Annotated in this window: 10 protein-coding genes; 3 read left to right on the top strand and 7 right to left on the bottom strand. The window is 47.1% G+C overall.

Going from position 1 to position 12,862, the window contains the following annotated elements:
• Positions 1-76: 76 nt before the first annotated feature.
• The 7 genes from ACYVD3_RS11845 to ACYVD3_RS11875 form a co-directional block, all read right to left on the bottom strand.
• On the bottom strand, positions 77-1,855 hold the full coding sequence (locus ACYVD3_RS11845; RefSeq protein WP_460642719.1) for an ABC transporter ATP-binding protein: 1,779 nt from the start codon (positions 1,853-1,855) through the stop codon (positions 77-79).
• Positions 1,856-1,863: 8 nt separating this feature from the next.
• Positions 1,864-3,111 (bottom strand): hypothetical protein, encoded by a 1,248-nt coding sequence (locus ACYVD3_RS11850; protein WP_460642720.1) that lies wholly within the window; start codon positions 3,109-3,111, stop codon positions 1,864-1,866.
• 205 nt (positions 3,112-3,316) lie between these two features.
• A complete protein-coding gene (gene gpmI, locus ACYVD3_RS11855; protein ID WP_460642721.1) occupies positions 3,317-4,855 on the bottom strand; it encodes a 2,3-bisphosphoglycerate-independent phosphoglycerate mutase in 1,539 nt (512 codons plus the stop codon).
• Between the two features lie 251 nt (positions 4,856-5,106).
• Positions 5,107-5,859 (bottom strand): triose-phosphate isomerase, encoded by a 753-nt coding sequence (gene tpiA / locus ACYVD3_RS11860; protein ID WP_460642722.1) that lies wholly within the window; start codon positions 5,857-5,859, stop codon positions 5,107-5,109.
• Between the two features lie 127 nt (positions 5,860-5,986).
• The gene (locus ACYVD3_RS11865; protein WP_460642723.1) at positions 5,987-7,198 is read right to left on the bottom strand and encodes a phosphoglycerate kinase; all 1,212 of its coding nucleotides are present in this window, start codon (positions 7,196-7,198) and stop codon (positions 5,987-5,989) included.
• 90 nt (positions 7,199-7,288) lie between these two features.
• Positions 7,289-8,320 carry a type I glyceraldehyde-3-phosphate dehydrogenase gene (gap, locus tag ACYVD3_RS11870; RefSeq protein ID WP_460642724.1) on the bottom strand — a complete coding sequence of 344 codons (1,032 nt, stop codon included), beginning with the start codon at positions 8,318-8,320 and terminating at the stop codon, positions 7,289-7,291.
• A 124-nt stretch (positions 8,321-8,444) separates the two neighbouring features.
• Complete coding sequence (locus ACYVD3_RS11875) at positions 8,445-10,115, bottom strand: Na/Pi cotransporter family protein (protein ID WP_460642725.1); 1,671 nt, start codon at positions 10,113-10,115, stop codon at positions 8,445-8,447.
• Positions 10,116-10,337: 222 nt separating this feature from the next.
• Between ACYVD3_RS11875 and ACYVD3_RS11880 the strand changes: the two genes are divergently transcribed.
• The 3 genes from ACYVD3_RS11880 to sdaAA are packed head-to-tail and all read left to right on the top strand — an operon-like array spanning position 10,338 to position 12,738.
• Positions 10,338-11,135, top strand: a complete 798-nt coding sequence (locus tag ACYVD3_RS11880) for a histidinol-phosphatase HisJ family protein (RefSeq protein ID WP_460642726.1) — start codon at positions 10,338-10,340, stop codon at positions 11,133-11,135.
• A gap of 39 nt (positions 11,136-11,174) precedes the next feature.
• The gene (gene sdaAB / locus ACYVD3_RS11885; RefSeq protein ID WP_460642727.1) at positions 11,175-11,834 is read left to right on the top strand and encodes an L-serine ammonia-lyase, iron-sulfur-dependent subunit beta; all 660 of its coding nucleotides are present in this window, start codon (positions 11,175-11,177) and stop codon (positions 11,832-11,834) included.
• 13 nt (positions 11,835-11,847) lie between these two features.
• Positions 11,848-12,738 (top strand): L-serine ammonia-lyase, iron-sulfur-dependent, subunit alpha, encoded by an 891-nt coding sequence (sdaAA, locus tag ACYVD3_RS11890; protein ID WP_460642728.1) that lies wholly within the window; start codon positions 11,848-11,850, stop codon positions 12,736-12,738.
• The last annotated feature ends 124 nt before the right edge of the window (positions 12,739-12,862 follow it).

Genomic DNA, 12,862 nt, shown 5'->3' on the forward strand with positions numbered 1-12,862 from the left:
CGCAGGAATACTTACGTTCCTGCATCTGGCAAATTCTGTAAGGATCAAATACCCTGCAGCCGCTGAGGGCTTATGACTACACTGTCAGGGCAGCCTGCTCTTCCTCACCTGCAGACGTATAAAGCTGATAATACATTCCCCGCTTTAAAAGCAGTTCCTCATGATTTCCCTCTTCCACAATATTGTTGTCAGACAGCACCAGTATCCGGTCTGCGTTCTGAATGGTCGTCAGGCGGTGGGCAATGGTCAGTGTGGTGCGGCCTACTGCCAAACGGTCCAGGGACTGGGAAACCAGATGCTCGCTCTCATTATCAAGGGCAGAGGTGGCTTCATCAAGGATCAGCACCTGGGGATTTTTAAGAAATACCCTGGCAATGCTGATGCGCTGCTTTTGTCCTCCTGAAAGCTTTACCCCACGCTCACCCACATAGGTGTCATAACCATCCTTAAGCCCTGTGATGAACTCATGGGCCCCGGCCAGCTTTGCCGCCTGGACCACTTCATCCCTGGAAGCACCTGGATGCCCGTATTCAATGTTTTCAAACACCGTTCCTGAAAACAGGTACACATCCTGCTGCACTACGCCTACAGTGCTTCTTAAGCTATCCAGAGTCACATTTTTAATGTCCTGGCCGTCTATAAGGATCTCTCCCTCAGTGGGATCGTAGAAACGGGGGATCAGGTTGCATAAGGTGGTCTTTCCGCCTCCGGAAGGACCTACAAGAGCCACCCTTTCTCCCTGTTTGATATCAAGGTCAATATTAGCCAGCACCGGATTATGGTCATCCGGGTATTCAAAGGACACCTGGTGAAAGGTGATGTTACCTTTTACATCATGAAGCGGCTTTGCCCCCTCTTCGTCAAAGATATCCACGTTGGCATCCATTAACTCTGTAAAACGTTCGATTCCTGTCATTCCCCTCTGGAACTGCTCCGCAAATTCGATGATCCTGCGGATAGTGGCAAGCAAAGTGGTCACATACAGGGTATAAGCCACCAGATCCCCTGGCTCAATCAGTCCCTTGATCATGAATATGCCGCCTGCAACAATGACCACCACATACATCAGACCGTCAAACATCCGGATAGTATTCTGGAAAGCGGCCATGTATTTATATGTTTTTCGTTTGATCTCCAAAAACTCCAGATTATCCCGGTTGAATTTTTCGATCTCGATCTTTTCGTTGGCAAAGGCCCGGACAACCCGGTTTCCAAGGAGACTGTCCTCGATCCTGGCATTCAGCTCTCCAATGTGGTTTCTCTGGTGCTTAAAAGCCCTTCTCACCTGTAAGTTAAAGTAGGTACAGGATATCGCCATAACCGGAATCAGCAGGAAAATAGTAAGGGTCAGAGGGAGGCTGATCCCTGCCAGTATCAAAAAGGACACCACTGTCTTTAAGAAGGCAATGAAGAATTCCTCCGGGCAGTGGTGGGCAAATTCCGTCACGTCAAATAAGTCACTGGTGATCCGGGACATGATCTGCCCAACCTTTGTATTGTTAAAATAATTATCTGACAGCTTCTGCAAATGTGCAAATGCATCCTGTCTCATATCAGTCTCAATGGCAGCTCCCATGACATGGCCTGTATAAGCCATGTAAAAGCTGGCCATTCCGTCTATGATCCTGAGACCAAAATAAAGGGCGCCGATCCCGATGATCATCCGAACCGTAAGGGATGTTATATCCTTAAGTCCCTGATTGGTGATATAACGCAGGATCAAAGGCAGTACCATTTCACAAATGGTGGTAAGCGACGCACAGAATAAATCCATGGCCATGACTTTCGTATATTTCTTATAGTAGGGCACAAAGCGTTTTAACAATGTGCTCGTTTTCATCTCTTTCTGTTCCATACAATCCTCTACTCTGTTATCTTAATATTCTTAATGAGCCCTAAGGCCCAATCTCTTTCCCCCGGCTTTCTGCTGACAATATTAATGTTCATGCGCTGTTCCTTATACAGAATCTGCGCAGACATCCCATAAAGAATTTCCCCTTCCCGTTCCTCCGGCTCATAAAAAGCCGCCCGGGCATTGGCCTTTCCTATGTCAAAATCCATGATTTCAGGCCCTTTTCCCTGCTCAAACCACTGCTTCTTAAACTCGGCCTTACGCCCGTCAAAAACCGCAGCGTAAACGTAATAATCATGGGCCCCATATTCCTTACCGTCATAGTAGTGGTCCATGCTGCCGTTATGTGATTCATCGTAAAGAAAATTCCCCGGGATCCCAAAGCTCATGTTGCCGATTTTCCGGTAAACCAGATGTTTTCTGCAGCCGATGAAAACCTCCTCCGGCAGGGAAAACACACCTTCTAAGTCCACAGGAAAATGGCCGTCAAGGCTGCACACTTCCAAATACTCTTTCTTTGGAAAGGGAAGTTTCCGGTCCATGGAAAGCGCCCGTTCAAGGAGCTGGATAATCTCCCTGTTCACCTGCTCATCCTGCCTGCTGCGGACTGAGGGCATGAAATAGCAGAACTGGTGAAGGAGGACCATAGCGCTGTTTCTGTAAAAACAGGCGTCCTTTTCCAGCTCATTCCATACAAAAAAATCCCTGGCAAATGCAACACCTATACCAGAATGTACCATCCCTTTAATCTCTTTAAAAGAAAATGACCGAATATGGGTGATCAGTTTTCCCTCCTGACGGTCCGGTACATAATAAACCGAAGGCCAGCAAAACATGTATTCCCCATCTCCGCCCCAGCCGGACAACAGCTTCATAAGATCAGAAAACCACTGGTAAAAGTACTTCTGTCTCATGGCAAGAAAATCCCTTTTTATATAATATCCGGTCCTGTCCTCGACCCTGAGCCTTAGCTTCTCTTCTTTTGCAAGCCGCTCCAGAAAACTGATGGCCGCCGCATGGAAACCGGGGCCGGCTATGTTGGTCTGACTCTCCCCCTGAAGCTTGCCCCTGCTCCACTTAAGCCAGATATAGCCTTCCTGGCATAACTGTACAAGCAAAAAACCCTCTACCCGGAAACAATGGTACCCCATTTCCTTTGCCAGCTTTTTTGCCATACTCTCCGCTGACTGGCAATTCCAGCTAATCCCTGAAAAAAATTTTTTCTTTGGCTCCAAAGAAAACCTGATTCGAATACTCATCTGAAACCCTTCCTAAGATATCTTTCTCTATTCTATCGTATTTTCATAAGAAATGGAAGCATAAAACGAATATGGACGAATTTAATTTTTCAGTTTACATAAATTTTTCATGTCTTTTGTCCAGAGACACAAAAAAATAAGGGCCATCCAGTGCTGCCACTGAAAAGCCCTTATTTTTCTTTAGAAGAATCAAACTTCTTTGAATTTATTTCACAAGTAAAGATTTTCCTGTCATATCTTCTGGCTGTTTTAATCCCATGAGTTCGATCAGAGTAGGAGCGATATCGGCCAGACAGCCGCCTTCTCTCAGCTTATAGGATGGGTCTGCATTTACCAGGATAAACGGAACCGGGTTGGTGGTATGGGCAGTAAATGGTTCTCCTGTCTCATAATCCAGAAGCTGCTCCGCATTTCCATGATCAGCGCAGATGAACAGAATTCCATCCGTTTCCCTGATGGCCTCTACGGTTCTTCCCACACATCCATCTACTGTCTCAATCGCCTTGATGGCTGCTGTCTCAATTCCTGTATGACCCACCATATCCGGATTTGCAAAGTTGATAATGATCACATCATATTTTCCTGATTTGATCGCCTCCACCAGCTTATCACAAACAATGGGAGCACTCATCTCAGGCTGAAGGTCATAAGTGGCAACCTTTGGAGACGGAACCAGGATCCTGTCCTCTCCCTTATTAGGCTCTTCCACGCCGCCGTTAAAGAAAAAGGTCACATGGGCATATTTTTCAGTTTCTGCAATCCTGGCCTGGGTCATGTTGTTCTGAGCCAGGAATTCGCCGAAGGTGTTTGCAATGCCTTCCTTTTTAAAGGCAACCAGCTTGTTATGGATGGTTTCATCGTAATTCGTAAAGCATACATAGGTCAGATCCAGACGCTTATCTCTTGCAAATCCCTTAAATTCATCGTCGCAGAAGGCTCTTGTAATTTCTCTTGCCCGGTCAGGACGGAAGTTAAAGAAGATTACGGAATCACCGTCTTTTACGGTAGCAACCGGTTTTCCATCCTCCATCACAACAAAAGGCTCTACAAACTCATCGTAAACCGCTTTGTCATAGGAAGCCTGGATTCCGGCTGCAGCCGACTCCTCATGGTTTCCTTCTCCCTTTGTCAGGGCGTTATATGCCCGTTCCACACGGTCCCAGCGGTTATCCCGGTCCATAGCATAATAACGTCCCATGACAGACGCCACTTTCCCGGTGCCGATCTCTTTCATCTTTTTTTCCATCGCTTCCACGAAGCCCTTTCCGGAAGCCGGAGGCGTATCACGTCCGTCCAGGAAGCAATGAACATAAACGTTGTCCAGGCCGTTTCTCTTTGCCAGTTCTAAAAGACCGTAAATATGGGTATTGTGGCTGTGCACCCCGCCGTCGGATACCAGTCCCCACATATGAAGGTCTGACCCGGACTTTTTGCAGTTTTCCACTGCCTGTAAAAATTCCGCCACTTCAAAAAAGTCGCCGTCTTCTATGGACTTTGTAATTCTGGTAAGCTCCTGATATACGATGCGCCCTGCGCCCATATTCAAATGCCCGACCTCTGAGTTGCCCATCTGTCCGTCAGGAAGACCTACTGCCAGTCCGCTGGCGTTGCCCTTAACAAAAGGACACTGGCTCATAAGCTGATCCATGATTGGGGTCTTGCCTTCACAAACAGCGTTATGGTCGCAGTTATCATTTAATCCGTAACCATCAAGTATCATTAATACAACCGGTTTTCTGCTCATAACTAGTTCTCCTTTTTCTCTTCTTCATTCTATTGTAATGGCAGCATTCTGCAAAGATATCAGCATGCTCCAACGTGTGGGAAATCTTATGGGAGTCATTGTCTCACAAATCATATTTTACATGATTTGCACATTTCTTGCAACCGGTGAATGATGAAATAAAAACAGGACTTCTGCACACGTTTTCTTCCCAGCGGAAAAAGCTGCCGCCCCCCACCGGTTAAGAAAAGGAGGCTGCAGCTTTCATCTGCTTATTTGTTGTAATTTACGATATTTCCAAACTCAGGCTTTAAGGATGCCCCGCCTACCAGGCCGCCGTCAATATCAGGCTGTGCAAACAGCTCCGGAGCGCTTGCAGCAGATACGGAACCGCCGTACTGGATACGGATGGCTTCGGCTGTGGCTTCGTCATAGATTTCAGCGATGCATCTACGGATAGCGCAGCAAACTTCCTGGGCCTGTTCCGTTGTCGCAACCTTTCCGGTACCAATGGCCCAGATAGGCTCATAAGCGATGACCGCTTTTGCCGCATTCTCTGACGGTACGCCCAGGAAAGCGATCTTAATCTGCTGGCGGATCCAGTCAAGGGTGATTCCCTGTTCTCTCTGAGTCAGGGATTCTCCGCAGCAAACAATGGGAGTAATGCCGTATTCAAATGCCTTAAGAACCTTTTTGTTCACGGTCACATCTGCTTCAGCAAAATATTCCCTTCTCTCGGAATGGCCGATCACCACGTATTTCACGCCTGCATCCTTTAACATGGCAGGAGAAATCTCTCCGGTATAAGCGCCCTTATCCTCATAGTACATGTTTTCAGCGCCGATGTGGATATTAGTTCCCTTTGCAGCCTCCATGGCCGGTATGATATCAATAGCCGGAACACAGAAAACAACGTCTACATCATCATTTGCCACCAGAGGCTTTAACGTATTTACCAGCTCCACCGCCTCGGTGGGAGTCATATTCATCTTCCAGTTACCTGCTATAATTTTCTTTCTGGACATAGTATCAACCTTCCTTTATGTTCGTCATTTTAAAGACCGGAATCTCCTGTCTTTCAAGGCCCGGACAGTTTTCTTTTGTCCGGGCCGGTATCTTCTCAGGCATCATTTACTTCATGAAGACTTCTTTTTACTTATTGTCTGCAGCAGCCACGCCTGGCAGCTCCTTGCCTTCCAGGAACTCAAGAGAAGCGCCTCCGCCTGTGGAGATATGGGTCATCTTGTCAGCAAAGCCAAGTCTCTTAACCGCATTTACAGAGTCACCGCCTCCGATCACCGTAGTGGCGTCAGAAAGCTCTGCAACTGCACGGCATACCTCTAAAGTGCCTTCTGCAAAATTGGAAAATTCAAATACGCCCATAGGTCCGTTCCATACAACAGTCTTGGCGCCCTTTAAAGCATCCTTGAAAAGCTCAATGGTTTTCGGTCCGATATCAAATCCTGACCAGCCTGCGTCAATGATCTCAACGATTTTTCTTTCCGTATCATTGGAAAACTCCAGGCCTTCCACGTTATCGATTGGAAGCAGAAGCTTTACGCCCTTGTCTTCCGCTTTCTTGATCATCTCCAAAGCATAATCAAGCTTATCCCCTTCACATAAGGAATTTCCGATCTCTTTCCCCTGAGCCTTTGCAAAGGTGTAAGCCATACCACCGCCGATGATTAAGGTGTCAACCTTATCAAGCAGGTTATTGATCACGTTGATCTTATCGGAAACCTTTGCTCCGCCCAGGATTGCCACGAAAGGACGTACCGGATTCTCAACTGCCTGGCCCAGGAATTTGATTTCCTTTTCCATCAGATAACCAACCACATTGGTGGCTGTGTATTTGGTAACACCTACATTGGAGCAGTGAGCTCTGTGTGCGGTGCCGAATGCATCATTTACGAAAATACCGTCACTAAGGGAAGCCAGCTCTTTTGCATATTCTTCTGCATTTTCATCCTTGCCGTACTTTGTCTCTTCAGCTCTGTACCGGGTATTCTGAAGCAGCAGAACTTCTCCATCCTTTAATTCCTCAGCAACCTTCCTGGTCTCAGGACCTGTTACCTTAGGATCGTTTACAAATTTTACCTCTACTCCAAGTCTTTCGCTTAAAGCGGGAGCAACTGGCTCTAAAGACATCTCCGGAAGAGGCTCGCCCTTTGGCTTGCCAAGGTGGGAGCAAAGAATCACTTTTGCACCCTGGTCCAATAATTTCTTGATCGTAGGAACGGCTCCGTCGATACGGTTAAAGTTCTGAATCACTCCATCCTTTAACGGTATGTTGAAATCACATCTTACTAAAACTTTCTTTCCCTGTAATCCGGATAAATCATCAACTGTTTTCTTATTAAGCATGTTTCAATGCTCCTTTCAGGTTTACTGTTCTTTCATGTATTTATAGAGATAAAGGGCCCGGTCCTTTACGACCGGACCCTTTGTGGATCATTAGCCTAACTCAGCAAAGTACTTAATTGTACGAACCATCTGGCTTGTATAGGAATTCTCGTTGTCATACCATGCAACAACCTGAACCTGATATAAATCATCGCCAATCTTGGAAACCATAGTCTGGGTAGAATCAAACAAGGAACCGAATCTCATACCAACAACGTCAGAAGAAACGATCTCATCTGTATTGTATCCAAAGGATTCGCTTGCTGCTGCCTTCATGGCTGCGTTAATGCCTTCCTTGGTTACGTCTGCACCCTTAACAACTGCGGTTAAGATGGTTGTGGAGCCTGTAGGAACCGGAACACGCTGTGCGGAACCGATTAACTTGCCGTTTAATTCCGGAATAACCAAGCCGATTGCCTTTGCAGCACCGGTGGAGTTTGGAACGATGTTGGCAGCGCCTGCTCTTGCTCTTCTTAAGTCGCCTTTTCTGTGAGGTCCGTCAAGGATCATCTGATCGCCTGTGTAAGCATGGATCGTGCTCATGATACCGGACTGGATCGGTGCGTAATCGTTAAGAGTCTTAGCCATAGGAGCCAGGCAGTTTGTTGTACAGGAAGCAGCGGAGATGATCTTGTCATCTGCTGTTAAAACATCCTCGTTTACGCTGTAAACCACGGTAGGAAGATCATCTCCAGCCGGAGCGGAGATAACAACCTTCTTGGCGCCTGCATCAATGTGAGCCTGAGCCTTGTCCTTGGAGCAATAGAATCCTGTACACTCAAGAACTACATCAACTCCGATCTCTCCCCATGGAAGCTCAGCAGCCTTTGCCTGAGCATAAATTTTAATAGTCTTTCCATCTACAGTAATGGAGTCATCGGAAGCCTCTACGGTGTGAATACCCTCACCATAGTATCCAGCGTATCCGCCCTGTGCAGTATCGTATTTTAATAAATGTGCTAACATCTTTGGATCTGTTAAATCGTTAATAGCTACTATTTCGTAGCCCTCTGCGCCGAACATCTGTCTGAATGCAAGACGGCCAATACGGCCGAAACCATTAATCGCCACTTTTACTGCCATAATTCAATTCCTCCTAAGAATAAAATTAATTTGATTGTTAAATATTAATCAACTAACCTTTATTTTACCTAATAATCCAGTAAATAGCAAGTCCTTTTTTTATTTTATAAAATCCAGACTTCCCTTAGATCTCATTCTTCACATAGCTGGCCAGATTATAGGAATGGTCGGAAATTCGTTCCAGATTGCTTATAAGCTCCAGGAACACAACCCCTGATGAAGTATTGCATTCCCCTGTGGAAAGCCGTTCGATATGCTTTTCTCTCAGCTCCTCTTCCAGAAGATCCACCTCATCCTCGCACTGGCTCACCTTCCGTACCTCCTCCATGTCCCCCTTTCTCCTGGCTTCTATGGAATGGAAAAAGGATTGGTACGCAGCCTCACAGATGATTTTTAAATCAGAAGCACCTGTATCGGAAAAGCTGATTTCATGCTGGATCAAATATTCCGCCTGTTCAGCAAGGTTTTCCCCATGGTCTCCCACCCGCTCAATATCATTGATGCTGTAAAATAAGTTGTTGACTACCAGTTTTTGTTCCTCTGTAAGGGAAAGATTGTTGATTTTAACCAGATATTCCATCAGCATCTTTTCCATATTATTGATCGTCTTTTCCGTTTTATACACTTCCTTTGCTTCATCCGCATTTTTCGTAAGGACTGCCTCCATGGCCCGCTTCACATTTTCCAGGGTGATCTGTCCCATATGTACCACTTCCATGGCGGCTGTTTCCACTGCAAAAGCCGGAGATTCAAAAATCCTCTCATCCAGGTGCTTCATGGTCACAGCTTCTTCCCCTGCTGTCTCCGCGTCATCTGTTTTGCTTTCCGGAATTACAAATCCGGATAAATCCACCAACTGCTTTGCAAACGGAAAAAGAAGCAGCGTATTGGTCAGGTTAAAGAACGTATGGAATATGGAAATCTGAACCGCTGTGATGTTATGGGCAGCCAAAGCCGGAGCAGCCATAAAAAGGACAAATGAACCGATGCCGAAAATAAGGGCCCCCATCACATTGAAGGACAAATGAATCACTGCCGCACGCTTTGCGGTTCTGGAACCGCCGATGCTGGAAATGAGAGCGGTAACGCAGGAACCGATGTTCTGTCCCAGAGTGATAAAAATAGCGGCATTGGTAGTAACCACCCCGTTCATGGCAAGGGTCTGAAGAATGCCCACAGATGCAGAAGAACTTTGGATCAGGGCTGTCACCAGGGCTCCGATGAGCATGCCCAGTAAGGGGTTTCTTCCTAAAAGACGGAAGGCCTCAGAAAAAACCGGGGCATCGGTATAGGGAGAGATGGCTCCTGACATAAAATCCAGGCCCACAAACAGCATCCCAAGGCCCACCAGGATCTCCCCTATGGTTTTCGCCCTCTGCTTATTCCCAAACAGCAGAAGAACCGCCCCGATTCCGATGAAAAGAGGGGCTGAAAAGGAAGGCTGCAGTATGGAAAATGCATCTCCCAACTGATTCATGGATACGATCCAGGCCGTAATGGTGGTACCGATGTTGGCTCCCATGATAACACCTACCGCCTGAGTCAGATTAAGCACACCTGCACTTACAAAGCCTACTACCATAACCGTGGTCGCCCCGCTGCTCTGGATAATGGCTGTTATAAGTGCCCCCAGGATCACTGCCAGGAAACGGTTGTTTGTGAGCATTCCCAGAAAACGGCTCATACGGCTTCCTGCGCTCTTTTGCATGCCGTCTGCCATAGTATTCATGCCGTACAGGAACATTCCCAGTCCACCCATAAAGCCAAACAAACTCGATATGTCATTTATAGACATGTGTTACCTCCTTGTAACCACTGAATATGGTTTTATTCCGGTACGCCGGACCATCTGTGTAAGCGCACCGTTTCAAATATAGCATAGGCAGAATCGCTTTTTCAACGCTTTTTATAAATTATGTAAAATTTTGGTGAAATTTAGGTAAAACCATACCTCCCCTGCGTTGCTTTTCTTCCTTAGATTGATTATAATGAATTTAATTTTTGAAAGGAGAACCTCATGCTGCCAGATTATCATTTTCACACAGATTTTTCAGGAGACTCCCACACCCCCATGAAGTCTCAGTTAGAACGGGCCATCAGCCTTGGGATGACCTCCCTCTGTGTTACGGACCACCATGATTATGACGTGGACTCTGTCATTGATTTTACCCTCCAGACGGATAAGTACTTAGATACGATGTCTGCCTTAAGGGAAGAATACAAGGACCGGATCGATCTTCGCATTGGGATCGAACTGGGACTTCAAACCCATTTAAAAGAATATTACAACCAACTGCTGTCAAGCCATCCCTTTGATTTTGTCATTGGTTCCACCCATTTTATCAATAGAAAGGATCCTGCTTATCCGGAGTTTTTTAAGGGAAGAGAGGAACAGGAAGCATATCTTCAGTATTTCCAGGCCACACTGGATAATGTGAAAAATCTGGATACCTACGACGTGGCAGGCCACATCGACTATATTGTCCGTTACGGTCCCAACAAGGCTGCTTATTACAGCTATGAGGCATACCGGGACATACTTGACGACATTTTAAGAGCGATCATTGAACGGGGGAAGGGAATCGAATGCAACACAGCCGGACTTCGGAAAGGGATCGGACAGCCCAACCCATGTGACAGTATCATAATGCGCTATAAGGAATTAGGAGGGGAGATCATAACCATCGGTTCTGACGCCCACATACCCGAGGATTTAGGCGCAGATTTTCAGACAGCCAGGGAGCTTCTGAAACAGTGCGGATTTTCCTATTATACGGAGTTTCACGGACGCAACCCGGAATTCAAACCGCTGTAAACCAATGAAAGAAACAATGCCCGGAATTGGAGAATTGACATGAATGTATTTGATATTATCGGCCCTGTCATGATCGGGCCTTCCAGCTCCCATACGGCAGGAGCCGCCCGTATCGGCAAAACGGCTGCCCTGCTTTTAGGTGCTCCTGCAGCAAAGGCAGATATCCTGTTTCACGGCTCCTTCGCAAAAACCTTTAAAGGGCACGGTACCGACAAAGCCATTGTAGGGGGAATTTTAAAGTTTGATCCCTGGGATCCTGGAATCCGCACAAGCCTTGAGACGGCAGAAAAACAAGGGATATCTGTGACAATCCGCACCGGCATCATTGAAAATGCCCATCCAAACACGGCCCTCGTCACCCTGACTTCGGCTCAGGGCAGCAGCATTTCCGTCCAGGGGGCATCTGTGGGAGGCGGCAACATCGTCATCAACAAGGTAAATGACATGGAAGTTTACTTTACCGGCCAAAACACCACCCTGATCGTCATGCATCAGGATGTTCCCGGCATCATCGCCCATGTTACCAACCTGGTTGCAGTGGGCAAAGCCAACATCTGCAATTTCCGCTTAAACAGACAGGAAAAAGGCGGAGTTGCCATTATGACCATTGAGATGGATTCTGATTTTGACCAGTCCTTAGTCTCCCAGATCAAGACCCTCCCTCATGTATACAATACGATTTTGTTAAAATTAAACTGACCAGGAGGAACCTATGCAATTAAAATATAATTCCGTGGAAGAGCTTGTGTCAGCCGCTTCATCTTCCAATAAGAAAATATCGGAAATCGTCTTAAAGCAGCAGGCCGGAGATATGGAAACCAAGCCGGAAATCCTCTACGCCAACATGGAGAACAGCTTTGAAGTCATGAGGCAGTCAGTCCAAAACGGCATGGATGAGGGCCTCCGCTCTGCCAGCGGACTTTCCGGCGGAGCGGCCGCCAAATTAAAAAAGGCGGTGGAGGAAGGAAAGAACCATTACGGACATCTCCTTGGAAATGCCATAAGCATGGCTCTTGCCGTGACGGAATACAATTCCTGCATGGGACAGATCGTGGCAGCTCCTACGGCAGGCTCCTGCGGGGTCATTCCGGCAGCGCTCATTTCCGTAATGGAAGAATTTGACCTTCCAAAGCGCGATATCATCATGTCCCTGTTCACCGCATCGGCCATTGGCATGGTCATTGCCAAATGTGCCAGCATCGCCGGTGCAGAGGGCGGGTGCCAGGCTGAAGTAGGCTCTGCTTCCGCCATGGCGGCGGCTGCCCTTACGGAAATCTTCGGAGGCACACCCCAGATGGTCTCCCATAGCTGCGCCATCGCCCTTAAAAATACCATGGGTCTGGTGTGCGACCCTGTGGCCGGCCTGGTGGAGGTTCCCTGCATCAAGCGAAATGCCATGGGCGTTGCCAATGCCTTTACCGCCTCAGAGCTTGCCTGTGCCGGAATCACAAGCGCCATTCCTGCAGACGAAGTGATCCTAGCCATGAAGCAGGTGGGCAACCTTATGTCTTCCTCTTTGAAGGAAACTTCAGAGGGCGGCCTTGCCGCGACTCCCACCGGATGCCGGCTGCGCAGGCAGATCTTTGGTTCTGATCCTGCTTAATTATGAGGTCATTATGAAGTTATTTTTTTGCCTGCTGCCCTGATCTTTAAGGCAGTATAAGCATGAAATTCATTTTTTTCTTCCTTATCAGAGTGTTTTCATTCACAAGGCGTGATTCCCGAAA

Source organism: Lacrimispora brassicae, from assembly GCF_054772055.1.

Coding starts and splice junctions, on each gene's coding strand:
- gpmI (WP_460642721.1), bottom strand. CDS start 4,855: ATGAGCAGAAAACCGGTTGTATTAATGATACTTGATGGTTACGGATTA.
- ACYVD3_RS11865 (WP_460642723.1), bottom strand. CDS start 7,198: ATGCTTAATAAGAAAACAGTTGATGATTTATCCGGATTACAGGGAAAG.
- tpiA (WP_460642722.1), bottom strand. CDS start 5,859: ATGTCCAGAAAGAAAATTATAGCAGGTAACTGGAAGATGAATATGACT.
- ACYVD3_RS11880 (WP_460642726.1), top strand. CDS start 10,338: ATGCTGCCAGATTATCATTTTCACACAGATTTTTCAGGAGACTCCCAC.
- gap (WP_460642724.1), bottom strand. CDS start 8,320: ATGGCAGTAAAAGTGGCGATTAATGGTTTCGGCCGTATTGGCCGTCTT.
- sdaAA (WP_460642728.1), top strand. CDS start 11,848: ATGCAATTAAAATATAATTCCGTGGAAGAGCTTGTGTCAGCCGCTTCA.
- ACYVD3_RS11850 (WP_460642720.1), bottom strand. CDS start 3,111: ATGAGTATTCGAATCAGGTTTTCTTTGGAGCCAAAGAAAAAATTTTTT.
- ACYVD3_RS11845 (WP_460642719.1), bottom strand. CDS start 1,855: ATGGAACAGAAAGAGATGAAAACGAGCACATTGTTAAAACGCTTTGTG.
- sdaAB (WP_460642727.1), top strand. CDS start 11,175: ATGAATGTATTTGATATTATCGGCCCTGTCATGATCGGGCCTTCCAGC.
- ACYVD3_RS11875 (WP_460642725.1), bottom strand. CDS start 10,115: ATGTCTATAAATGACATATCGAGTTTGTTTGGCTTTATGGGTGGACTG.